Raw genomic sequence first — 24093 nt, 5'->3', positions numbered from 1 at the left:
TTCAGCGCGCGACATCCCGGGCACCGGCGGACGCGCCGTCGAGCGCGGCGCGGGACAGCGGCGCAAAATCCCCCCGCAGTCCATGTTTGAGCCCCGCCAGTGCAAGGCCGTTCGTCGCGGCGCCGACCAGATCCCTGCCCTGCCACAGCCCGTCCAAAACGCCCGCGGCAAAGGCGTCGCCGGTGCCGATGCGGTCGACGACCGGCGTGATGATCGCCGGCTCCCCCGCGCCGCCCTCCGCCCTTGTATCGATACGCGCGGTCAGGCGGTGCGTATCGGGGCTGACGATATCGCGCGCCGTCGACGCGACATATTCGAGCGCGGGAAAGGCTTCGAGCAAGGCGAGCGCCGCATCGCGACGGCGTTCCGCGCCGTCGCCCGAAAAATCGCGGCCGAGCAGCAGCGCCGCATCGCGGTGATTGCCGAACAGCAGCGTCGCCTGGGCGATGATCGGTTTCAATATGGCGGCCGGATCGGGCTGCCAGCGTTCCCACAGGCGCCCGCGCCAATTGCCGTCGAACGACACGCCGATCCCCGCCGCGCGGGCGCGCGTCGCTGCCTCCAGCGCGGCGGCCGCGCTGCGCGGGCCGAGCGCGGGAGTGACGCCCGACAAATGCAGCCAGCCGGCGCCGTCGAGGAGCGCGTCCCAGTTCCAGTCTTCGGGCGCCGCTTCGGCAAAGGCCGATCCCGCGCGGTCGTAAATCACCTCGGCGGGGCGCATCGCTCCGCCGGGCAGGTGATAATAGAGCCCCATCCGGCCCGCCGGGCGAAGGACCGGTGCGACATCGACGCCATGCCGGCGCAGTTCGCCGAGAACGCCATCGCCGATCGGCCCGCCGGGGACGGCGCTGATCATCGAAGTGGCGCGGCCGAGCGCGGCGAGCGCGACCGCGACATTGGCCTCGGCGCCGCCGACACAAGCGTCGAAACGCGCCGATTGCAGCGGGAGCTCGCCGTGCGGGACCGAGACGCGCATAACGATCTCGCCGAAACAGGCGATGGTGCCGTCGGGTGCAGTCATGACTGGAATCCGGTCTCCGTAACAGCCGTGCAGGCGATCCGCGCGGCGGCACCGAAGCGCGCCTCCGCGTGCTGGCCGATAGCGATCGGATGGACGCCGGTGATCGCGCCGGCCGAAATCCACTGGCCGGGGGCAAGCGTGATGACACCGCGGCGGTGCAGGCCAAGGAGGAAGTTCAGCGACCCCCACGGGCCGTCGAGGACGTCGATCGCGCGACCGGTGCCGACCAACTCGCCCGCGACCCGCGTTTCGACCGCCAACTCCGCGAAATCGGCACGGTCGAGCGACGGCCCGAGCAGCAGGCCGTTGTTGATGCCGATGTCGGCGACGATGCCGAACGGGGCATGGGCGTGAACGTCGGGCGCGGGCGAACTCGCGACCTCGAAGCCCGCGCGGATATCGTCGATCCATGCGGCACCGTCGTCGCTGCCGTTCACGTCGGCGTCGGGGACCGCGCGGAGACGGAGCATCACCTCGGCCTCGATCGCCCCCGCGCCGCCGTCGAAGACCCGCGCCTCGCCCATGGCGTCGCCGAGTTCGGCGATACGCAGCACCGGGCCCGCGACGCGTTCGGCGCCGAGCGTTTCGATCAGGGCCGGCGGGATACGCCCGACCTTCCAGCCGCGTACGGGCGCACCGAGCGCCGCGGTAAGCCGCTGCTGGATATCATAGGCATCCGCCAGCGTCGCGGGGACCGGCGCCGGAAAGGCGGGGAGCGCCTGGCCCGAGAGCCGCGCGGCGAGGAGCGCCGCGGCCGGATCGGGCCCATGCGGCATCAGGCGAGCTTGGCGCTCAGCAAATAGCGCTGGCGGCTTTCGGCCGACTGGCGGCGCAGTTCGACCATCGCGCGCTCCTCGGTTTCGTCGAGCATCGACTCGAGCAGCCGGTTGAAGTGGCGCCGCATCGCGAGCCGGGCGCCGGTCGCATCGCGGTTGCGCAGCGCCGCGACGACGTCGGCATGTTCGGCCTGGCGCGCCGATCCGTCCTTGCGGCAAACGAGCGAATGGCTGCTCCGCACCTCGGGCAGTTCCATACGCATCCGCCACAGGCTTTCGATCACATGGATGATCGCCTTGTTGCTCGACGCGGCGGCGATCGTCATGTGAAACTCGCGGTCGATCGCGCTGATCTCTTCCTCGCTCTTGTTGTCGTCGGCCATCGCTTCGAGCAATTCGTCGAGCTTTTCGAGCGTCTCGCCCGAGATGGTCGGCGCGGCGAGCGCCGCCGCTTCGGCTTCGAACAGCGAACGCGCCTCGGTGAGTTCGAAGGCGCTGACCTTGGGCAGGACGGCATTGTCGCCGGGCAGGATCGCCTCGACATAAGCGCCCGCGCCGGTGCGGATATGGATCCATCCCGTCGCCTGCAGCGCGATCTCCGCCTCGCGGATCGTCACCCGGCTCACCTCGAACCGCTCGGACAGCTCGCGCTCGCCGGGCAGCCGCGTTCCGGGCGGGAAGGTCCCGTCGAGAATCAGGCGCCGGATCGTATCGGCGACATCTTCGAAAAGGCGGCGTTCGGCCATGGTCAATCTTCTCCCCGCATCGGCGTCAGGAAGTCCATACAATCCGGTATGACAAGTTTGAAGCCCATGACCGAAGTTAGTTTCTAAATTCGCGCCCGGATGCCGATGAAATATTTCGCGCCATAATAATGATACTGACGGCTGCTGCCATAGACCGGCATATAGGTCGCCTTTGGTTCGTTGAAGATGTTGAGCGCCTCGAAGCGCAGCGACACGCCCTTCATCAGGTCGAGCGATGCCCGGAAATCGACGGTTTCGCTGGGGCCGACATAGCGCAGCTGGCTGTTCCCGCCGACAAAGTCCTGATAATATTTCGAGCGGTAATTATAGATCGCCTGCAGCGAGACGGGCCCGATTTCATAATAGGCCTGCGCCGACAGCACATGCTTCGAATAGCCCGACAGGCCCGCCGCCGCGATCAGCCCCGGCGAGACGGTGTCGGTTTCCGGATCATATTGGTCGCCAAGGTTGATGTCCTGATTTTTGAAGTTCGAATTGGCGTAATTGTAGCTGACCTTTGCGCCGAGGCCGTCGAGCGGTTTGGGCAGGAAGCTGAAACGCGTCGCGGCGGTGAGTTCGAGGCCATAGATGCGCGACTTGTCGGGGCTGTTGCGCGTCTGCGTCACCGGGACGTTGACCGTTTCGCCGTTGATCGTGAAATCCTCGTTATAGACCACCGGCTGGAAGCCGCCGTTGAACTGCTTGTAATAGACGGTCGCCGACAGGAGGCTGTCCTTGTTCGGGTACCATTCGATCGCCGCATCGGCGTTCCACGACATCAAAGGCTTGAGCCGCGGGCTGCCGTTGGCGCGGACATTGTCGATGGCTTCTTCGATCGAAGTGAAGCCGCCTTCGTCACCGTCGCCGAGCGTGAAGGTACGCCCGGCGCCGAGCGCGCTGGGGTTGGGGCGCGACATCGCGCGATAGCCCGCAAGGCGTACCAGCGTGTCGGGCGCGACCTCGAAGATCGCGTTGATGCTCGGCAAGATGCGCGTGCTGCTGCTCTTGATCCGCACCGCCTGGAAATCGCCGGTCTCCTCGAGCGTGAACCGGCCGGGGTCGGCGGGGTCCGGGACGAGAACGAGGTCGCTACGCAGTCCGTTCGATGTGACGTCGGTCTTGACGACGCGGACGCCGAAATTGCCGCGGACGGGCATGTTGCCCAGATCGGCATCATATTCGGCCATCACATAAGCCGCCAGCGTGCGTTCGGTCACGTCGCGATTGGCGGCCGCGCGCCGTTCGTCGGGCAGCCCCGGGTCGACGGTGCCCAGATAGGCATCGAACAGGCAGTCGACGTCGAAGGTCGCCCAGCTGTGGATGCTGTTGCCCTTGGCCGCAGACAGATAATCGGTCTGCGGAAAGGCCGTGCGGCAGAGATTGTTGATACGGCGATCCTCGGCGATCGCCGGGTTCAGGTTGAAGTCGCCGTTGCGCAGGTCATAGTCGCGAAAGGTGAGTTCCGACCAGCGCGCACCCGCCGAAATCCGGCTGAAGAAGCCGTCCATCTCATATGCGGCATCGAAACGCCCCGCGATGATCTCGTTGCGGCGCTTGCTCTCGTCGCGGCGGAAGCGCGCATCGTCCCAGAAGAGGTCGTGGTTGTTGAGGTCGAAGCGCGGGTCGATCGTGATCGTCGGGACAAAGCTGCCCGGCGCGAGGTCGTAGGTGTAGGGAATGCGCATGTTGTTGAACACCGTACGCACGCCATTGACGTCCATCGGGTCGGTGCGCAGGCGGAAGTTGCGTTCGATTTCCTTGCGGATCGTCCGCGAATAGCTGCCGTCGACGGTCAGCGTCAGCCGGTCGTTCGGCTGCCATTCGACCGACAAGCCGCCGCCGAGATATTCCTCCGACCGCGACAGTTCGGAGCCATTCGATTCGAGCGAGCTCTGTCCCTCGAGGTGGCGGATGACTCCATTTTCGTCATATTCGACATTGGTCAGGCTGCGTCGCGCCTCCGACAAGGTCAGGTCGCGGCGGCTTTCGACGAAGGTGCGGTCCGAATATTGGACGTCGAGGTTGATGTTGAACCGGTCCGACGGGCGCCACTGGATCGCGCCGAACGCCGCGTCGCGCTTGTCGGTCTCGCTGATCTGACGAAAGATATGGCTGTTGGGTACCAGATAATAGGGAATGTCCGACCCATAGTCTTCGCGAGCGAGTTCGGTGCAATTGTTGTTGGTGACGGTGATGTCGGCACGGCATGCGGTCCAGGTCGAGCTCGCCGCGTAGGTTTCCTCGGGATTGTTCGTGTCGTTGCGCTGGAAGCCGAGCGAGATGCCGATCGTGTCGTTCGCGAACTGGTCGACATAGCTCAAGGTCCCGCGCCAGCCGACGCCGCCGCCGGTACCGACGACGCGGTCGCCATAGGGGTTATACTGCGCCTTGATCTCGCCCTGGAGGCGGCGCTTGCCGAAATCGAGCGGGCGCAGCGTGCCGATCTCGATCGTTCCCGCGACGCCGCCTTCGACGAGGCTCGCCTGCTGCGTCTTGTAGATCTTGATGTTGTTGACGAGTTCGGAAGGGAACTGGTTGAAGTTCACCGAGCGGTCGCCGCTGCCGTTCGTCGCGTCGCGGCCGTTGAAAGTCGCGTTCGACAGGAAGGGCCCAAGCCCGCGCAGCGCGATTTCGGAGGCGTCGCCCTTTTCGCGGTGCGTCGTCGCGCCGGTGATCGTCTGGATCGCCTGCCCGACCGAGATCGCCGGAATGTCGCCGATGTCGTCCGACGACAAAGCGTCGACGATCGCGGTTTCGGCGCGTTTGGTGTTGATCGAATTCTGGATCGTCTCGCGGATACCCGTGACGATGATCGCATCTTCTTCGCCGGCCGCCTCGGGCGGCGTGTCCTGCGCCATCGCCGGCACTGCAGCGACGAGCAGCGTCGAACCGGCACCAGCCAGCAACGCGGCGCGCAAGCTGCGCGCGCGGATCGGATTGCGAGAATTCACCTGATCTCTCCCTTGAAGTCGATTCTGTTCTGACCAATGCTCTCAAGCATGGCGGCCAATTTGTCAACAATTGTGTATGGCAAATTGGTTAGTCCAAATTGCCATACATCCTTTTCGTCAGCGAACCAGCTGACTCCGCAGCCCCGGCACGGCGCGGGCGAGCGCCTGTGTCACCAGTTTCGCGGTCAACTCGGCGCCGACGTCGCCGAGGTGGGTATAGTCGAACTTGCGCGTCACCTGCCCGCGCGCGCCGTCGCCGGCGATCGGCGGCGGCGGAGGCGGCGCCGGGCGCGCGGTCAGCGTCGTTCCGGCTTGCGCGGCGGCGAGCTCTTCGGCCGTCGGCGGTTCCTGCGCGAGCTTGGTCGCCGTCTCGGCGCCCATCTCCTGCGCCTGGCGTGCGCTCAGCGCGTTGAGGTCGACGAGCGGCACGTCCATCGCCTTGGCTACGGCGCGCACCTGATCGGACCAGCTCGCGAGCGTGTTCTTCAGCTTGCCGTCCTTGAACTCGCGGCGCGTCAGCGGCGTCACGAGCACCGGGGTCGCCCCCGCCGCCCGCACCTCTTCGACGAAGCGGCGGAGGTTGGCGGGAAATTCGGTCGTCTCGTCGGTCCAGCGCTCGGACTTCGAGGACTGGTCGTTGTGCGCGAACTGGATGAGGACCCAGGTGCCGCGATATCCCGGCACCTTCGCCTCGGCGAGCGCGATGTCCCAGCCGCCCTCCTGCCGATAGCTGCGCGTGCTGCGGCCGCCGCGCCCGGCGTTGACGCACGCGACCGACGATTTGACGTGGCGCGCGCAGAACGCCCCGCCCCAGCCGCTGTGCGGCGCCATCGTCGAATCGCCGACGAGGATGATCTTGTACGGCTCGAGCGGCGGCGCGTCGGTCCGCTCGCGCGTCTGCGCCTGCGCCCCGCTCGCGAGCAGGGCGGCCGCCGCGGCGGTGGCGAGCAGCCGGATCATGAGAAAGCCAGCCCGCCGTTGATGTCGAGGCAGACGCCCGCGAGGAAGCTCGCCGCGGGCGAGGCGAGATAGACGATCGTGTCGGCAACCTCGTCGGGATGGCCTTCGCGGCGGAGCGGCGTGTTGTTCGCCGTCGCGGCGCGGCCCTCGGGCTTCGAGAAGATATCGTGGAAGCTGGTGCCGATCAGTCCGGGGCAGACCGCGTTGACGCGGATGCCCTGCGGCCCGAGTTCCTTCGCCATCGAGCGCGTATAGGTCATCAGCGCGCCCTTTGCGGTCGCATAGACCGACGCGCCGGGGCCGCCACCGTCGCGGCCGGCAAGCGACGAGACGTTCACGACCGCCGAGCCTTCGCCGAGGAAGGGCAGCGATGCCTGCAACACGAGGAAAGCCGACTTGAGGTTGAGCGTCATGACATGGTCGAAGAAAGCTTCGTCCATCTCGCTCAGCGTCTTGCGCGCGACCATGCCGCCCGCGAGGTTGACGAGGATGTCGAGCCGGCCGCTGAACGCGATGCCGACCTCTTCGAGCATCGCCTTCACCGCGCTGCTGTCGGTGACGTCGGCCTGCACCAAGAAGGCGTCGCCGCCCGCGTCCTTGATCGTCTTCAGCGTGTCCTCGGCGGCTTCGCGACCGCTGTTGTAGTTGATCGCGACGCGGACGCCGGCGCGCGCGAGCGCGATCGAGACCGAACGGCCGATGTCGCGGCCGCCGCCGGTGACTAGCGCGGTTTTCCCCTGAAGGTTCATGTGATGCTATTCCTTATTCTTGATTGTTGGCGGGTTTGACGGTGACCGGTGCGACGCGGCCGCCGACCAGCCAGAAGCACAGGAAAGAGATGGGCACGATCGCCGCGGAGAGTGCGAAGATCGGCGCGTAGCTCGTCTCGGTAAGCACCGGCACGAGCCAGGTGGTGATCAGCGTGCCCGCGACCGCGGCGGTACCGCTGATCCCGGCAAGACTGCCGACCGCGCCGCCCCCGAAATAGTCGCTGGGCAACGTCTGGATATTGCCGATCGCCATCTGGAACCCGAAGAGGATGCACGCGATCAGCAGCACCGCGGTCAGCGGATCGCTCGCCCCGATGGTGAAGAGCAGCGCGGGCAGCATGATCGCGCAGCCGATCGCGATGGTCAGCGTGCGCGCCTTGTGGACGCCGCCGCCCTTGCTGATGATCCTTCCTGCGAACCAGCCGCCGAACAGGCTGCCGAGCATCGCGCCGACGAAGGGCACCCAGGCGAAGAGGCCGATCTGCTTGACATCGAAGCCGAAGGTTTCGGCGAGATAGATCGGCAGCCACGAGACGAAGAGCCACCACACGGGATCGAGGAAGAAGCGCGACAGGATGACGCCCCAGCTCTGGCGGTAGCGCAGCAGTTCGCCGAGCGGTACGCGGCGGCTGTCGTCGCGGCCCGCCTCGGTGCGGCCGGTCAGGATATATTGGCGCTCTTCCTCGCTCAGCCCCGGGTGCTTTTCGGGGTCGGCCTTGTAGAACCAGAGCCAGGGGACAAGCCAGACGAAGCCGAGCACACCGATCAAAAGGAAGGTGCCGTGCCAGCCGAACTGGACGAAGAGCAATGCGATGAGCGGCGCCGAGACGATGCCGCCGAGCGAAGCGCCGGCGTTGAAGATGCCCTGCGCCAGCGCGCGTTCGCGCGAGGGGAACCAGAGCGCGTTCGCCTTGGCGGCGCCGGGCCAGTTGCCCGCCTCGCTGATCCCCAGCGTCGCGCGCAGGACGAGGAGCAACGGCATCGAACGCACCAGTGCATGCGCCGCGATCGACAGCGACCAGACGACGATCGAGATGGTGAAGCCCATCCTTGTCCCGATCGCGTCGAAGATTCGCCCGAAGAGCGACTGGCCGAAGGCGTAGAAGATCATGAAGATCGTCACCAGCAGCGCGTAATCTTCCTTGGTGGCGCCGATTTCCTTCGACACCTCGGGCCACATCACCGCGAGCGCGTTGCGGTCGATGTAATTGATGACGGTGGCGAGCGCGATCAGCGAGATCACGCCCCAGCGGAAGCGGCCCTTGATATTGCTCATTTCTTCGCTCCGGTCTTGGCGAGGTCGAGGCGACCGACGGGGCCGGTCCATGCGAGGGCGCGGCCGTCGACGGCGAGGCTGTGCTTCGCATCGGCGGCGACATCGTCGGCGACCGCGATGGCGATGCGGCGGCCGTCGACGAGAGTGACGAGGACGAGGTCCGCGCCGCTTTCGCGGCGATGCTCGATACCTGCGACGCGCGCGCTGCTCGCTACGACCGTTTCGGCCGAGGCGTCATAGGCGCCATGCGGTTCGAGCAGGCTGACGAAAGTCGCATCCGCCGCCCCGTCGACGCGCTGGATCAGCGCGGGTTCGCGGCGGAGGTTGAACTCGGGATCGTTCGCGCCGCTTTCGGCGACGATGAAGCGCGCGCCTGCGGGCGGCAGCATATGGTAGCTGTAGAAGCGGCTGCCCTGCATCCACGTCAGCCGTGCCTTGCCCGCCTTCGTCCCTTCGCCGTCGACCCACAGATGCTGGTAGCCGTTCGCCTTGCCCAGCACCGGGCGTTCGGCGATCTTGCGGTCGAACGCGATGTCGCTGTCGATGATATGCCCGGAAAAGTGCAGCGGCAGGTCATAGCGATGCCTGTCGCTGCCAGCGGCGTGGAGGATATCGAGCGTGAGAGGATTGGCGAGGCCGTCGACTTCGACGAGCAGCAGCGCGCGGCGGATTTTCACATCCTTGTACGCGCTGTCGATTTCGCCGATCGTGTAGCGGGTCGGGCCTTCGAGCGATGCGGCGAGCTGGCGTGTCCCGTATTTTTCTCCGGCTTTCCAGTCGCCTGCGAAATGGCTTTGCTCGTCGACGACAAGCGTGTTGTGCGCGATCGTCGCGCTCGCCCAGCTGTCGTTTTCGGGGAGGTAGCGCCCGCCGCGCTTCGCCTCGACGTTGAGGAAGCGCGCGGCGCCATAGTCGGTCACCACCGCGCCGGTCTCGTCATAATAGAGCCAGCCGAGCCGGTCGAAATGGCCGTGCCCCATGCCCTGCACGGTGTTCTTGGCGACGAGCAGCGGCCCGATCGGATCGGGCTTGGTGCGCAGGAGGACGAGCGCGCCGCCCTTGCCATCGGGGCCGTCGGAGAGCAGCCGTGAGCCGAACGGCCAAGGCTTGGCCTTGCCCGCCGCAAGGTCGGCGGCCATCGCCTGTCCTGCGGGCGTCAGCACGGTGCGCCCCTGCCAGTCGGCGATCGACAGGAAGGCCGGGTCCCTGGTCGCGGCATAGGCGATGGCGACGGCGTGATAGAGTTCTTCGGTGCGCAGGCTCTTGTCGGGCATCGCGTCGTTGATCGGCAGGAAAGTGCCGTCGTGGGTGACGTCGATCGCGGTGCGGATCGCCTTCAGCACGATGCCGCCGCGATACTCGAAAATCTTGCGGCCCGGATCGTTCGCCGCAATCGCCGCCGCGAAGACGACGAAGGGTTGCAATGCATAGCGCTGATAATAGGGGCCTTCGGCATAATAGCCGTCGGGCGAAAAGAGCAGGTCGAGCTGGCGCAGGAAGCCCGCCTTGCCGCTCTTGTCGAGCCCGAGCAGCGCCTTGTCGACGAGGTCGCGGTCGCCGAGCAGATAGCCCGAGAGGCCGACGCCCGCCGCGGCCCATGTCGCGTGATTGTGTATGCGGTCGATCACCTCGGGCGAGCCGTCCGACAGGAAATGCGCCATCGGACGGATCACCTTGTCGTCGATGCGCTGGCGGTCGGCCGGGGACAGCGCGCCGCGGATTTCGGCATAGCCCTGCACGGCATTGACGAGAAAGACGCTGTCGTTGAGGCTCTGCCAGAAGAGGCGGCCCGCGGTCTGGTTCGCCTTGGCCGGATGCGGCCCGAGTCCAGGATAGAGGTCGGCATAAGCGAGCAGCATGTCGCGGACATGGTCGCGGTAGCGCGCGTCGCCGGTCAGGCGGAAAAGCTGCCCACCCTCGAAAATGACGCGGTAATTGCGCTTGTGCTGTTCGTGGGTGAAGCCGCCGCCGGGATCCTTGGGCACGGGCACGTTGATGCCGGCCTTGATCGACGCGTCGACGTCGCGCCGCGCGCGCTCGACCTCGCCGGCGAAGAGTGGGGCGTAGGCCTGCGGCGACGCGGCGGGCGGGGTTTGCGCCTGCGCTGCGGTCGGCGACAGCGTTGCGGCGGCGAGCAGGAATGCAAGCGTTCGGGTCACGGGCGCGCCTCCACATTATTTTCGACCAGCCCGCGCGGCGGGCCTTTCCATGCGAGTTCCTCGATCCGCGGCGCAGGCGTCGCAGCGAGGGCGTTCGACGCGATGCGCGTTTCGGGCGCGCCGACCGAATGGATCACGAGGATGCCGTCGGACTTGGCGAAATTGTTCCGCACGATGTCGGTGTGCTGGGCACCCGAGATACGTAGCGATGCGCCGTCGGCGCCACTGTCGGCGACGCTCGAACCGGTCATCGAAAACCAGGGGCCGAAGGTGCTTTCGTCACTGCCTTTGCGCAGCAGGTCGGCGACCATCGCGACGCGCGCGAAATTGCTGCCCGCGATTGTCAGCCGCTCCATCGGGTACCAGCCCTTCGGCTCCTGCTCGCCGGTCGCGGCGACGACGACGCCCATCCCGGCGAAATTGCTGTTCGTGATGGTCACATCGTCGGCAAAGGTGCCGCGCGCCATAGTGATTCCGTTTAGCCGGCCTTTGCCGGGGCCGGCCACCGAAACGCCGTCGAATGACAGGCTGTAATTGGGCGCAACGCCGGGACCGACCGCGATCAGCGCGCCCTCCCCCGTCGCGGCCCCCGCGTCGATCGCCAGATTTTCGAGCCGCAGCCCGCCGCCGCGCTCGACCCGCGCGAGCCCCGACGCGACGCGCAGCACGGGCTTGGCATCCTTCGCGCCGGCGATCGTCAGCCGGTGGCGCAGCGCGAGCGGCGCGACGACTTCGTATGTGCCCGTTGCGAGCGTAAGCGTATCGCCGGCCCCGCTATCGGTCACCGCCTCGGCGAGCGAGGCGCCGACGGCGAGCGCCTGCGTCGTCCCCGCACCGAACCTCGCCTCGGGGGCATCGCCGCGGTACCAGCTGGCGCCGACCTCGGCGCGCGTCACGGGTTTGAGGTCGCGCGGTGCACCGACCGCGGCGAACGCCGGGTCGGTCGGATAGAGCAAGCCGTTCGCGGCGCGCTCAAGCGTCACTTCGCGCTGTTCGACGCCGACGCCGAGCAGCGGCTTCGCGACCCGCGCCTCGACATTGCCGGCGAGCGCGATGCCGCCGATCTCGCCCTCGGCGCGGAACGGGTCCTCGCCCTTCGTGCCGACGATCAGATTGCGCTCGAACTTGCTGTCGACGGGCGCCGCCGAGCGTTCGGCATCGGCCCCGGCCGCGAGCGTGATCCGTGCGCTGTCGATGATGCTGTTATTCTCGATCCGCGCGTTCGCGACCTGATGATAGCGGTTGATCACCGAATTGGGCACGCCGTTCATCACGCTGATCGCGCTCTTGAACGAGCTGCCCGCGAGCCCCTCGAAATAATTGCCGCGGACGATCTGGTCGCGGTTGATCACACGTACGCCGCCCGTATCGGGCACGCCTTTGCCAAGGAAGATATTGCGTTCGACGAGGTTGCCGTTGCCGTGGCGGAGCACGAAAGCGCCCTGCGCTTCGAGCACGAGATTTTCGCGGATGATATTGCCGCCCGACTTGACCGAGACGATCTCGACCTCGCCGCTCGTACGGTCGAAAATGTTGCGCTCGACGATGCTGTTCGATGCCGACAGCGATTCCTCGCTGGTGCCGATGCGGATCGTCTCGCCGCCGTTCGACCCCAAGGGCGGGCGCGGGCCGAAATAATTATGATCGATGCGGTGGCGGTTATCGAGCGGGTCGCCCGCGCGGCGGATCACCGCGAGCGTGACGCCGCTATTCGTTTTGCCCTCGAAATGCGAATGGTCGACGCGGTTGCCGGTGCCGTAGAGCGCGACCCAGATATCCTCGGCGCGGCGGTCGGCCTTGCTGAAGCCGTCGATGACGACCTCGGTCACGCGGGTGTCGGTTGCGAGCGTTTTGGAATCGCGGCGGAAGCTGATGACCTGATCGGTTGGGCTCGCGCCATTTTTGAAGACGAGGCCCGAGACGAGCAGATGCTTTCCGCCGATACGCAGGTTCGACTGGCCGGTAAGCAGCACCTTGCCCTTGGTCTGCGCGGTCAGCGCGATCGGCTTGGCGGCAGTGCCGGTGCCGGTGAAGACGATCTGGAAATCGCGCCATTCGCCGTCGGCGAGGACGATGGTGTCGCCCGGCTGCGCCTTTTTGACCGCAGCCTCATATTGTGCCTGATCGGTGACGAGCAGGTCGCGCGCCAGCGCCGGATGCGCCGCCGAGACCAGCAAAGCTGCCGTTAGAACCGCCCTTATCTGCACCATGCCTCACCCATTTTCTGATTCTCGCTCACTGGTCTATACAACAGGTAGGACAATAACAACCCGGTTTTGGTCTGAATCATGGGTTGACATATTGGCCTGACAGGAGGAGCCTTGGGCCAAACAATACCTGGGAGGGAGAGGGACATGATTCGGGGCAGCCTGATGCGCGTTTCGCGCGGCAAGATGAATTTCGCGGCGACGTTACTGGGCACGACAGCGCTGCTCGGCGTCCCCGCCTTTGCGCAGGACAGTGCCGCACAGGACGGTGCCGCTACCGACGCGGCGGGTGATGACACGATCGTCGTATCGGGCATCCGCAGCTCCCTTGCCACCGCGCTGGGCGAAAAGCGCACATCGGACAATATCGTCGAGGTTATCCAGGCCGAGGATATCGGCAAGCTGCCCGACCAGAACCTCGCCGAAGTGCTGGAAAATGTCACCGGGGTCCAGATCACCCGCCAGGCCGGCGTCGGCAATGCGGTGCAGATCCGCGGCACCGATGCCAACCGCACCGAGATCAACGGCGTGTCGACCGTCGGATCGGGCGCGGGCCGCTCGGGCATCAGCTTCGAGGATTTGCCCGCCGCGCTGATCGCCTCGGTCGAAGTGACCAAGGTGCCGACCGCGCAGACGATCGAAGGATCGGTCGGCGGCACGATCAATTTGCGCACGATCCGTCCGCTCGACCTCAAGGACCCGCTGATCGCCGCGCGCGTGCAGATGGAGAATAGCGACCTTTCCAAATCGACGCTGCCGCGCGTCTCGGCGACGCTCGGCAATCGCTGGGATACCGGCATCGGCGAGATCGGCGTCGTGGTGAGCGGCAGCTATGCGCGGCAGGATGTCGCGGCGTTCAAACCACGCGTCGACCGCGACGCACTCGTCCTGCCGGGTTCGGGTCCGAGCGCCGAAGCCTTCCCTTTCCTGCGCATCCAGTTCCTCCAGCAGGGGCTCGAGAACTACGAATATGAAACTTACAATGGCACCGCCGCGCTCGAGTGGAAGCCCAATGACGACCTGAAATTCTATTTCGACGCGACGCTGAACAACCAGCGGCGCGGACAACAGAGCCACCGCATCCAGATTTCGGGCACCGCGACGCCGTCGGTGGTCGACGCGATGAACAACAGCGCTTTCGAAGCCGTCGATTTCGGTACGCTCGACGGGCCGAACGGTCCGATCGATCTCGGCACGGTGCAGGCCGCACTGGCAGGCACGATCGGTATCGGCGGCTCGACGGGCACGGTGATCGATCCCAATTTGCGCGCATCGAGCGATACCGGCGCGCGCGTGACCAAGAGCCGCGTGTTCGACCTCGGCACCGAATGGCAGGTGACCGACAAGCTCAGCATGCGCGCCGAACTGTCATTGTCGACGTCCAAATCCGATTTCCCCAATTTCTCGACCACGCTCGATTTCATCAACCCCAACGGGCCGCAGCCGGTGATCGGGCGCAGCATCGACAATGGCGTGCCGATCGAATTCGACCTGCGCGGCGGCACGCTGCAATTCGGGATCGACCAGTCGAGCCCCGTTGCGCCGACGAGCGCACAATTGCTCGATCCCGCCAACTACCAGCTGCAACAGGTGACGCAGGGCGCGAATTCGACCGACAATGAAGAACGCGCAGCGCGACTCGACTTCAGCTACGATACGAGCGACCTCAACCCCTTCGTGACCTCGATCGACTTCGGCTGGCGCTGGAACCGCACCTCGGCCGAGAACAGCGAGTTTTCCAACAATGTCAGCCTGACCAACACGACCACGGCGTGGAACCGGCCGTCGGGCGACCTTTTCTCCGACATATTGATCCCCGGGCCGAGCAACTTCAACGCCGCCGACGGGCGCCGGCTCTATTTCCCCGACTTCCTGCTGATCGACGGCGGCCTCGCTTTCCGCGATCCGGCGGCCGTGCTCGCGGCGCTCAACGACGCGATCGCGGCGAGCAATGCCGCACGCACGCAGGGACCGCCGGTCGCTTCGCTCGCGACGCCAACCGAATCCTTCGCGGGCTTCTTCAAGATCAAGGAAACGACGAACGCCGCCTATTTCCAAGCCAATATGGAAGGCGAGATCGCGGGCATGCCGGTACGCGGCAACGCGGGTTTCCGCTGGCTGCGCACCGAATTGTCGTCGACGGGCAACAATATCGCGAACGGCACGGTCACCGGCCAGACGGTCGCGAAAAGCTCGTACAACTTCCTGCTACCGCGCTTCAGCCTCGTCCTCGAACCCGCCGACAAATTCCTCGTCCGCGCAGGCATCGCGCGCGATATCCGCCGGCCCAATTTCGACACGCTGTCGACGTCCTTCTCCTTCGGCACGGGAGCCAACACGCCGGTCGCGGTCGGCAACCCCGAGCTCGTTCCCGAGGCGGTGTGGTCGTTCGACCTGTCGGGCGAATATTATTTCGCGCCGTCGAGCCTGGTCAGCATCGGCTTCTTCCACAAGAGCCGCACCAATTTGTTTGCGCAGCGGCAGGAGGATCCTGCGCCGAACCTCGACGCGAACGGCAATCTCAACATCTCGATCGACCCCGCCTGCCCCGGCGGCGGCATCTACAACCCGATCGCCAATCGCAACATCAACAACCCGATCCAGGGCGTCGGCATCTGCGTCCCGCGCAGTTCGACCTTCAACGTGCCCGGCAGCACGACGCAGACCGGCGTCGAAATCGCCTTCCAGCACGATCTGTCGGCGTGGGAAGACACGCTCGGCTTCGCCTCGGGCTTTGGCGTGATCGGCAATTTTACTTATCAGAAGACCGGCGGATCGGCGCGCGAATATCGCGCCGCCGACGGCCCGCGGACGGTGTTCACCCAGCTGGGTTTCCCGAATTCGCGCGATCTGATCACCCTGACCAACCTGTCGAAATATGCCTATAACGCGACGCTGTTCTACGACAAATATGGCCTGAACGCCCGCGTGCGCTACACATGGCGGTCGAGCTATGTGTCGAACGATCCCTTCTTCTTCGGCCTGCCGCTGATCAACGGGGCGCGCGGACAGCTCAATGCCAGCATCAACTACGACATCACCGACAATATCAATGTCGGGGTCGAGGGTATCAACCTGCTGCGCGGCGACCAGAACCAATATTGCGTGAACAACAAGGCGCTGCTGTGCTTCCAGGGTCTCACCGACCGGCGGATCACCGCCGGGTTGAGCGTCAAATTCTAGCTCTCACGCGGGATCCGGGGTCGATTTCGGGGCCATTGGGATACCTTCGGGGTCGCTCTGGACGGGCTTGAAGGCCGGCGCGGCGTGGCGGCCCGCTACCGGATCAGGGCTCTGCGCGTATCATCGGCAGCCACACGCCGCTGGCGTTGATCCGTCCACCTCGATCGTCGCCGTCGCGCGCCGGTAATCGGCAGCCTCGTATCGACAAAAAAGAGGCGCCCGCTCAGGTTGGACCGAGCGGGCGCCAGATGAAGAATTCGTCCTCTTGCGAGGTCGAGCTCTCCTGGGTCGCGCGGCGGCTGTTAGGGCCAGGATCCGGGATGCGATTGTACCGAAACGCCAAATCGGCGGCGCTGCATTGCCGCGCTCGCAATCGGCGGCTAGCAGATTGCAGATCAGCGGGGGCGGATAAAGATGTGGAGATTTTTGGGACGGCTTGCGGCGACAGCCTGTGTGATAAGCCTTTCACCGCCCGCTCACGCGCAGCCCGAAGCACAGGAGGAGGCGCGCAAAGCCGATTTCGACAAGCGCATGTCGGACCTCCGGCGCCGCCAAAGCGCACTCTCTTATGAAGACAAGGCCGCACGCATGATGCTGCTCGCCGAACGCGCCGCGATCATCGGCCAATATCACGGCGAAGACAGCGTCGCGCATGCCGACGCTCTCCAGCTTCTCGCTTTCGAATATTATTCGGCGAAGCGCTGGACGGAAGATGCCACGCTTCGCGCCCGCGCCCTCGCCATTCGCCGGAAGATACAGGGCGATCGATCGAGCGATACGCTCTACGCGGCGCGCGCGCTCGCCCACTCGCTGTCCGAGGGCGGACGAAAAGCCGATGCGGCAAAGATATTGGCCGATGTGCTTGGAGCATGGGACGGTGGCACGACCTTGGCCGACGCGGCCGAGCACACGGTGCCGCGCGGCCGCACGGTGGAAGGAAAAGCACTCGGCATGGCGGCCGCCGCGCACGCGAAACTCGCGCTCGATAACGGCGATGCGGCGTCGGCGCTGGCATCCGCCCGTATCGCGGCTGCGTCTTCCCTTGCCTATCGTCGAGGCTTCGGGGTTGGCGTGCTCGATGAACAAATGGTCGAACTCGCCGAAAAGGATCCGTCCAGCCACACCGGAGAGGAGACGTTCGCGGAGTGGTCGCGCCTCTACGCCGACATGCTTTGGGAATCCGGCCAGAAGACCCCCGCAGGCAAGGCCGACGCACTTCTTGTTCTCCAGGACATTATGGCGGGCCGGACCTCGCGCGCGCTGGCGCGCTCGGCGGCGACACAGGCCGCAGGCCTATCGGGAGCCGCCGGACTTGCCGCCGAGCGCGACGCCAAAACGTCCGAACTCGCCGCGCTCTTCGCCCGGAGCGAGAGCGTAAGAGCGGGCAGCGACGCCGATAGGGCCCTGTGGCAGGAAATCGGCACGGCCAATGCAGCGCTGGAGACAATAGATGCCCGGCTGACGGCAGCAACGCCGGGCTATTTCGAACTGGTGAAGCCGGCGCTCCTCGACGAGCCGTCCGCTCGGGCCCTGCTGGCAGATGACGAGGCCTTTGTGACGATTGTGCCAACGCCGCGCGGAACGCACAGCCTCGTCGTGACGCGAGAGGGCATTGAATGGCACCGTTCCGAAATGACCGAAGCGGAGCTGACCCGCCATGTCCGCCGACTGCTTTGGGATGTCGGCGCGAACATCGATGTGACGCCCGAAGAAGAAGAGCGCTGGTCTGCCGAAGGCGAAGGCGATTTCCCTTTCGATCGCGGCACGGCCTTCCGCCTCTACGAAGAATTGATCGCGCCCGTGAGCGCGGCGCTTGCCGGCAAACGGCATCTGTTCACGGCCGCAACGGGTTCGATCTCCTCGCTGCCCCTCGGCATCCTGGTAACCGAGAAGCCGGTAGGCATCGACGGCGATCCCGCCGCATTAAGAGCTACACCCTGGTTCGCCGACAAGGCCGCGATCGTACAGTTGCCGTCGCTCCAGTCACTACAGCTCATACGGGCGGTTGCGGGCCGCGACGCTCCGACAGGAAGCAGCATGATCGGCTTTGGCGACCCCCTGCTCGAGGGCAATGCCGCGACGCGCGGCGTCGGGGGGCGCGTCCGCGCAGCGCGAGGCGGCAGCATGCCGCTCGCCAGCAGCATGTGGCGCGCGTCGAGCGGCGGGACGCAGCTCGCCGATCCCGCAGCTCTGCGCCGGCTCGCACGGCTTCCCGGGACGGAGAGGGAACTGAAAGCCATGGAGGCGCTCCTCGGGTCTACGCAGACGAAGCTGTTCCTGGCAGGCGCAGCAACGGAATCGAATTTGAAGGCGGCTGACCTCGCGTCCTCCTCGGTCCTGTTTCTCGCGACCCACGGACTCGTCGCCGGCGAAGTCGGCGAGATTGGCGAGCCGGGACTCGTCTTCACACCGCCGGCAGCCGCCAGCGCAGCGGACGATGGATTGCTGACCGCGAGCGAGGTGGCAGCGCTCCGCATCGGCGCGGGCTGGGTGATCCTGTCGGCCTGCAACACTGCGGCGGGCGACGGCCGGGCCGGAGCGCCCGGCCTCTCCGGCCTCGCTCGCGCCTTCTTCTTCGCGGGATCGGAAAGCCTGCTCGCCTCGCACTGGCCGGTCCGCGACGACGTCGCGGCCGTGCTGACAGTTCGCCTGTTCGAGATTTTGCGGGCCGATCCACGCCTGTCGCGCGCCGAAGCACTCCAGCGCGTCGAGCGCGAAATCCGCAACGACACGCGCGACGATCCCTATCTCAAGAGTTGGTCACATCCGAGCGCCTGGGCGCCATTTTCACTGATCGGAGATGTCGGTCGCTGATGATCTCGCGACCAACCGTTGGTCGCATATGGAGGCACTTGGCAAGATTTCATTAACCTCGACCGCGCATGTTTTGCGCGGGGGGGCACATCAAGCGGCTTCAGCCGCGCGAATGGAGAGTTCGCGGTGCTCGAATTGGAAACGAGACCGGCATCGGTCGCGGGCCCGGTGGGTCCGATCACGATGGCCGACCTGCCGTCGTCATGCGCGACGCATTGGGTCGCCCGGCGCAAGGCCGAGCTTCTTGCTGCGATCGACGGCGGGCTCATCGGGCTCGAAGAAGCCTGTCAGAAATATCGCCTCAGCCTGGAAGAAGTAGAAAGCTGGCGGCGCACAATCGACCGCGCCGGGGTGCCGGGGCTTCGCGTCACAAAGATGCGCCGGAGCCGAAAACGATAGGATTATACGACGATGCCGCGCGTCCCCCACAAACGCGTGCGGCATTAAGAGGGCGGCGCGAGCAGACTGGTCCCTCTCGCGCCGTCTTTTTTGCCTGACCGATATCCGGCCCAGACAAGGGGAGCAGCGCTGCTACATCGGCGGCCAAGGTTCCGATTTGAGGACCGTTCCTTTTGAAGGCTGCCAGCTTTCGAGCGGGAACTTGTCCCATTTCCCCTCGGAAAGCCGCTTGCGATACCAGCCGAAAGCGTGCGCCTTGTCGGTCGTCATCCAGCAGGAACCCTCCTGGCCTTTTTCGTCCCGGGCAAACTTCGTGAAACTGCCCCACAGGCGTGAGTAGAGGCCATCGACCAATCTGAGAACGGACGCCCGCCGATTACGCCAGCCGCCTCTACTTCCGCCCGAGCACGATAGTGATCCGGTAAAAACTGATCATTGTCATAGCCAATGAACCGGCCTTGATCGACGCGTCCATAGCGCGTCATTCGCCGAACCGCCTCCGGGCCCTCTGAGGCGGGCCTGGCAGGGGCAGCAGGACTCGAACCCGCGACCCTCGGTTTTGGAGACCGATGCTCTACCAACTGAGCTATACCCCTAGGCCGGAGTGCGCCACTAGCCGGATTGAGCGGTCCCGGCAAGAGGGATCACGGGTTGCACGCACCAGCCGGACTGATATGCGCAATTTTGCATGAGCGCCGCCGCCTCCCCCGCCGCCCCCGACGGCCCGCCGCAAAATTATCTGGGCGGGATCGGGCTACGCCTGCTGGCGATGATCAGCCTGTCGCTGATGTTCGTCCTCGTCAAAAACATCGACGCGGCGGGTATCCATATCGTCGAGAGCCTGTTCTGGCGGCAGGCGCTCGTCCTGCCCTTCCTGCTCGCGTGGGTGGTGGCGACGAGCGGGCTGTCCTCGCTGAAGACGACGCGGATCGGGGCGCATGGCCGGCGGATGCTGATGGGGCTGACCGGCATGGCGTGCAATTTCGGCGCGATGATCCTGCTGCCGATGGCCGAGGCGACGACGATCAGCCTGTCGGTGCCGATCTTTGCGGTGATCTTTGCCGCGCTGATCCTTGGCGAGGCGACGGGATGGCAGCGGTGGAGCGCGGTGATCGTCGGCTTTATCGGCGTACTCGTCGTGCTCGACCCGCTGGCGAGTTTCGCCGGCGGCTTTGGTGGCACCCACGGAATCGGCACGCTCGTCGCGCTGACCGGCGCGATCATGACCGCGCTGATCACCATTGCCGTGCGCGACCTTGGCCGTACCGAAAATGCGGCAACGATCGTCTTCTGGTTCAGCCTTCTTTCGATGATACCGCTGGGGATCGCCCTGCCCTTTGTCTTTACCCCGCACAGCCTGCACGACTGGCTGCTGCTGATCGGGCTCGGCTTCCTCGGCGCGATCGTCCAGATGTCGCTGACCGGCGCGCTGCGCCTCGCCCCCGTATCGGTAGTGATCCCGATGGATTATTCGAGCCTGCTGTGGGCGATCGCCGCGGGCTGGTGGTTCTTCGGCACGCTGCCCGCCGACACGACATGGGTCGGCGCGCCGTTGATCATCGCGTCGGGCCTGTTCATCGCCTGGCGCGAACATCGCCGCCATATCGAGCGTCCGAAGGAGGTTGCCGCATGACGAGCCAGAACACCCGGCCGATCCTGTACCATTGTCCCGACGCGCGATCGCTGCGCTGCCTGTGGGCGGTCGAGGAGGCGGGGATCGATGTCGACCTGCGCCTGCTCAAATTCCCGCCGCGCGCGTTCGAGCCCGACTATCGCGCGGTCAATCCGCTGATGACGATCCCCGGCTGGGTCGAGGACGGGCGGCTGATGACCGAATCGGCGGCGATCTGCGAACGCATCGCCGAGGGAACGCCACTGGAGGTTCGCCGCGACGAGGCCGATTATTGGGCATGGCGCAACTGGCTGCACCGCAGCGATGCGACGCTGACCTTCCCGCTTGCGATCATGATCCGTTACACGCGCGTCGAGGCCCCAGAACGGCGACTGGCGCAGGCCGTCGACGACTATAAGGCCTTTTTCGGCGGCCGCGCGAAGAGCATCGAAGCGGCGCTGGCCGACGGGCGCGACTGGCTGGTCGCGGGACGCTTCACCACTGCCGATATCGTGATCGGCTATGCCGCGTTTCTCGCGACGACGCTCGGCGCCGACGATGTGCTGGGCGAAGCGACGAAGATATGGCTCGGCCGCTGCATGGCGCGCGACGGCTTCAAACGGGCACGCGAGCGACAGAAGGGCTGAGCCGCCGTTGGCGGCGCCCGCCCGGCTGCGCTAGAGGCGATATGATGGACAAGCCCAGTTTCCAGCAGTTCGGTATCGTCGGGTCGGGCCGCGTCGCGCGAGCGTTCGCGCTCGGATTCGCGCCGCATTCGGCCGCCCCGCCACTGTTGTGGGGGCGATCTTCCGAACATGTCCGCACCGCCGTGACGGACATAGGCGGCGCTGCGGCGCAGGACCTCAGCCAGATTCTCGCCAGGTGCGATGCTGTCGCCATCGCGGTGTCCGACGACGCCCTTGCGGACGTCGTCGCCGATATGGCGGCGCTTGTCCCGTCGGGCCATACGCCCTTTGTCTTTCATGTGAGCGGACGGAGCGGGGCAGCCGTGCTCGCCCCCCTGCGCGCCGCGGGCGCGTCGACCGCCGCCATCCATCCCGCGATGACCTTTACGGGCGACCCGGAAAGCGAAGTCCGGCGCATGGCGGGAGCGCGGTTCGCGATCACCGGGTCGGCACCCGATGCGACGGCATGGGCGCATGAGACGGTATCGTTGCTCGGCGGCGTCGCGGTCGAGATCGCCGAGGAGCGGCGCGCGCTCTATCACGCCGCGCTCTGCCATGCGTCGAACCATCTGGTGACATTGATTGCGGGCGCGTCGGATGCGCTGAGCGATGCGGGGATCGACGATCCCGCCGCGCTGCTCGCTCCGCTCGTCCGTGCCGCGCTCGAAAACAGCCTTGCGCAAGGCTTTGCCGGATTGTCGGGACCGCTGCTGCGCGGCGACCACCACACGATCGGCGATCATCTGGATGCGCTGGGCGCGTTCAGCCCCGACCTGCTGCCCGCCTATCGCGCGATAGCGCGGGCAACGCTGGACGAACTCGAGCGCCGGGGCCGCGACATTCCGGCAGAAATGGACCGCAAGCTTCGCTGATGCAACGAAGTCCGGCGGGTCAGTTCACCATCCGCTCGTAACCGGCCCAATAGGGCGCGCGCAGATCCTTGCGCAGGATCTTGCCGCTGGCATTGCGCGGCAGCGCCTCGATCACGTCGATACTGCGCGGGCATTTGAACGGCGCGATACGCTCGCGCGCCCAGGCGATGATGTCGGCTTCCTCGACCGTCGTGCCGGGCTTCGCGACGACGACCGCCTTCACCGTCTCCCCCCATTTCTGGTCGGGGATGCCGATGACCGCCACCTCCTGCACCGCGGGGTGGCCGAAGATCGCGCTTTCGACTTCGGCCGGATAGACATTTTCGCCGCCGGTGATGATCATGTCCTTCATCCGGTCGTGGATGAAGAGATAGCCGTCGGCGTCGAGGAACCCCGCGTCGCCGGTACGAATCCAGCCGTCGTCGGTCATCGTTTTCGAGGTCGCGTCGGGCAGGTTCCAGTAACCGAGCATATTGTTCGACGAGCGCGTCACCACCTCGCCCACCTCGCCCGTCGGGACCGATTGACCGTCGGGGCCGAGGATGACGATTTCGACCCCGGGAAGCGCCTTGCCCGCCGAACGCATGCGCGCGTTGCCCGCCGGATCATGATCCTCGGGCGGCAGCATCGAGATGGTGCCCGTGGTTTCGGTCATGCCATAGGCCTGAATGAACTGGGCGCCGAAGACCTGGATGCACTGGCGCAGCAGTTCGAGCGGGATCGGCGCGGCGCCATAAAGGATATATTTGAGGCGGCTATAATCGACGCTGGCGCAGCGCGGGTGCATCAGCAGCATCTGGAGCGCCGCGGGCACCATGAAAAAGCGCGTGACGCCATGCTGTTCGACCGCGTCGAACACGCCGTCGGGGTTGAATTCGGCGAGCACCACCCCGGGAAGCCCCGCCGCAAGCGCCATGATGCCAAGCCCGGTGCCGCCGATATGCGCGCAGGGCATCGCGACCAGCACCGCCTCGTCATCTTCCCATTTGGTGTAGGGGAGATCGAGCGTGTTCGAATGTTTGCGCAGCGCGAAGAGGTTGCGGTTCGACAGCACCGCGCCCTTGGGATTGCCGGTAGTGCCCGAGGTATAGAGCTGGAGCACCGCGTCGTTCGTCGCCGAGGGCTCGAACGCTTCACGCTCGGCGCCTTCGATCATCGCCCATGCCTCGGTCGCGCCAACGATTGCAGGCGCATGCTGGAGCTTGCCTGCGAGTTGTTCGGCGACGCCGTCGAAACCCGGGCCGGCAAAGACGATCTTCGCCTGCGTATCGTTGACGATAAACGCCCATTCGGTCGGCGAGAGGCGCCAGCCGATCGGCGCCATCACGATACCCGCGCGTGCAGCGCCATAGAATAGGGTGAAATAGAGATCGCTATTCTTGCCGATCCACGCGATGCGGTCGCCCTTTTTCAGCCCCGCGGCGATCAGCGCCGACGCGGCCCGAGCCGTCAGATCGTCGAGCTCGGCATAGCTGTAGACGCGATCCTCCTCGCGCATCGCCACCCGATCGGGGCGTTCGCCGGCCCAATGGGTCAGGAATTCGTCGAATGTAAAAAGGTCCGAAACGTCGCGGCCCATCGCCTCTCTCTCCTCGAATCGCGTCGTTTGCGCGCAATTGGAGGAAGGCTAGCGCCTCTACCCGCGAGGTAAAGCGCCGATC

18 protein-coding genes and 1 tRNA gene are annotated in these 24093 nt (G+C 65.8%); 6 read left to right on the top strand and 13 right to left on the bottom strand.

Going from position 1 to position 24093, the window contains the following annotated elements; translation table 11 throughout:
- Window position 1 precedes the first annotated feature (1 nt).
- The 9 genes from VGU00_RS13235 to VGU00_RS13195 all read right to left on the bottom strand — a co-directional run bounded on the left by VGU00_RS13235 (window position 2) and on the right by VGU00_RS13195 (window position 12869).
- Window positions 2-1021, bottom strand: coding sequence for a sugar kinase (locus tag VGU00_RS13235; RefSeq protein WP_327469213.1), 1020 nt, complete (start codon window positions 1019-1021; stop codon window positions 2-4).
- A complete protein-coding gene (locus tag VGU00_RS13230) occupies window positions 1018-1797 on the bottom strand; it encodes a 2-keto-4-pentenoate hydratase (RefSeq protein WP_327469211.1) in 780 nt (259 codons plus the stop codon). The genes VGU00_RS13235 and VGU00_RS13230 overlap by 4 nt, the downstream gene beginning before the upstream one ends.
- Window positions 1797-2543, bottom strand: coding sequence for a FadR/GntR family transcriptional regulator (locus VGU00_RS13225; protein ID WP_327469209.1), 747 nt, complete (start codon window positions 2541-2543; stop codon window positions 1797-1799). Before VGU00_RS13225 ends, VGU00_RS13230 begins: the two co-directional genes overlap by 1 nt.
- Before the next feature lie 83 nt (window positions 2544-2626).
- Window positions 2627-5494, bottom strand: a complete 2868-nt coding sequence (locus tag VGU00_RS13220) for a TonB-dependent receptor (protein ID WP_327469207.1) — start codon at window positions 5492-5494, stop codon at window positions 2627-2629.
- 117 nt (window positions 5495-5611) lie between these two features.
- Complete coding sequence (locus tag VGU00_RS13215) at window positions 5612-6454, bottom strand: rhamnogalacturonan acetylesterase (protein WP_327469205.1); 843 nt, start codon at window positions 6452-6454, stop codon at window positions 5612-5614.
- Window positions 6451-7203 (bottom strand): SDR family NAD(P)-dependent oxidoreductase, encoded by a 753-nt coding sequence (locus VGU00_RS13210; RefSeq protein WP_327469203.1) that lies wholly within the window; start codon window positions 7201-7203, stop codon window positions 6451-6453. Before VGU00_RS13210 ends, VGU00_RS13215 begins: the two co-directional genes overlap by 4 nt.
- A gap of 13 nt (window positions 7204-7216) precedes the next feature.
- Complete coding sequence (locus VGU00_RS13205) at window positions 7217-8500, bottom strand: MFS transporter (protein ID WP_327469201.1); 1284 nt, start codon at window positions 8498-8500, stop codon at window positions 7217-7219.
- Entirely contained in the window at window positions 8497-10659 is a 2163-nt protein-coding gene (locus VGU00_RS13200) for a heparinase II/III domain-containing protein (RefSeq protein ID WP_327469199.1), read from the bottom strand. Before VGU00_RS13200 ends, VGU00_RS13205 begins: the two co-directional genes overlap by 4 nt.
- Window positions 10656-12869: a chondroitinase-B domain-containing protein gene (locus VGU00_RS13195; RefSeq protein WP_327469197.1), complete on the bottom strand. Its 2214-nt coding sequence runs from the start codon at window positions 12867-12869 to the stop codon at window positions 10656-10658. Before VGU00_RS13195 ends, VGU00_RS13200 begins: the two co-directional genes overlap by 4 nt.
- A gap of 144 nt (window positions 12870-13013) precedes the next feature.
- Here VGU00_RS13195 and VGU00_RS13190 point away from each other — a divergent pair, with 144 nt between their 5' ends.
- A complete protein-coding gene (locus VGU00_RS13190; protein ID WP_327469195.1) occupies window positions 13014-16049 on the top strand; it encodes a TonB-dependent receptor in 3036 nt (1011 codons plus the stop codon).
- A gap of 465 nt (window positions 16050-16514) precedes the next feature.
- On the opposite strand, the gene VGU00_RS13185 is transcribed toward VGU00_RS13190, so the two are convergent.
- Window positions 16515-16856, bottom strand: coding sequence for a hypothetical protein (locus VGU00_RS13185; protein WP_327469193.1), 342 nt, complete (start codon window positions 16854-16856; stop codon window positions 16515-16517).
- 81 nt (window positions 16857-16937) lie between these two features.
- Here VGU00_RS13185 and VGU00_RS13180 point away from each other — a divergent pair, with 81 nt between their 5' ends.
- On the top strand, window positions 16938-18863 hold the full coding sequence (locus VGU00_RS13180; protein WP_327469190.1) for a CHAT domain-containing protein: 1926 nt from the start codon (window positions 16938-16940) through the stop codon (window positions 18861-18863).
- Window positions 18864-18989: 126 nt separating this feature from the next.
- Window positions 18990-19262, top strand: a complete 273-nt coding sequence (locus VGU00_RS13175) for a DUF1153 domain-containing protein (protein WP_327469188.1) — start codon at window positions 18990-18992, stop codon at window positions 19260-19262.
- Between the two features lie 132 nt (window positions 19263-19394).
- On the opposite strand, the gene VGU00_RS13170 is transcribed toward VGU00_RS13175, so the two are convergent.
- Both VGU00_RS13170 and VGU00_RS13165 read right to left on the bottom strand, forming a co-directional pair.
- A complete protein-coding gene (locus tag VGU00_RS13170; protein ID WP_327469187.1) occupies window positions 19395-19616 on the bottom strand; it encodes a hypothetical protein in 222 nt (73 codons plus the stop codon).
- 166 nt (window positions 19617-19782) lie between these two features.
- A tRNA-Trp gene (locus VGU00_RS13165) sits at window positions 19783-19858 on the bottom strand.
- A 92-nt stretch (window positions 19859-19950) separates the two neighbouring features.
- On the opposite strand from VGU00_RS13165, the gene VGU00_RS13160 reads away from it, so the two are divergent.
- The 3 genes from VGU00_RS13160 to VGU00_RS13150 are packed head-to-tail and all read left to right on the top strand — an operon-like array spanning window position 19951 to window position 22432.
- Window positions 19951-20895 carry a DMT family transporter gene (locus VGU00_RS13160; RefSeq protein WP_327469185.1) on the top strand — a complete coding sequence of 315 codons (945 nt, stop codon included), beginning with the start codon at window positions 19951-19953 and terminating at the stop codon, window positions 20893-20895.
- A complete protein-coding gene (locus VGU00_RS13155) occupies window positions 20892-21521 on the top strand; it encodes a glutathione S-transferase (RefSeq protein WP_327469183.1) in 630 nt (209 codons plus the stop codon). Before VGU00_RS13160 ends, VGU00_RS13155 begins: the two co-directional genes overlap by 4 nt.
- Window positions 21522-21562: 41 nt before the next feature.
- Entirely contained in the window at window positions 21563-22432 is an 870-nt protein-coding gene (locus VGU00_RS13150) for a Rossmann-like and DUF2520 domain-containing protein (RefSeq protein ID WP_327469181.1), read from the top strand.
- Between the two features lie 19 nt (window positions 22433-22451).
- Here the strand turns inward: VGU00_RS13150 and VGU00_RS13145 are convergent, their stop codons facing one another.
- Window positions 22452-24011: a fatty acid--CoA ligase gene (locus tag VGU00_RS13145; RefSeq protein WP_327469179.1), complete on the bottom strand. Its 1560-nt coding sequence runs from the start codon at window positions 24009-24011 to the stop codon at window positions 22452-22454.
- Between the last annotated feature and the right edge of the window lie 82 nt (window positions 24012-24093).

Origin of the sequence: Sphingopyxis sp. (assembly GCF_035944815.1) — a bacterium.
In the GTDB taxonomy this organism is placed as follows: Bacteria; Pseudomonadota; Alphaproteobacteria; order Sphingomonadales; family Sphingomonadaceae; genus Sphingopyxis.
The sequence above is the reverse complement of the archived record's forward strand: the minus strand, read 5'-3'. Positions and strand labels throughout refer to the sequence as shown.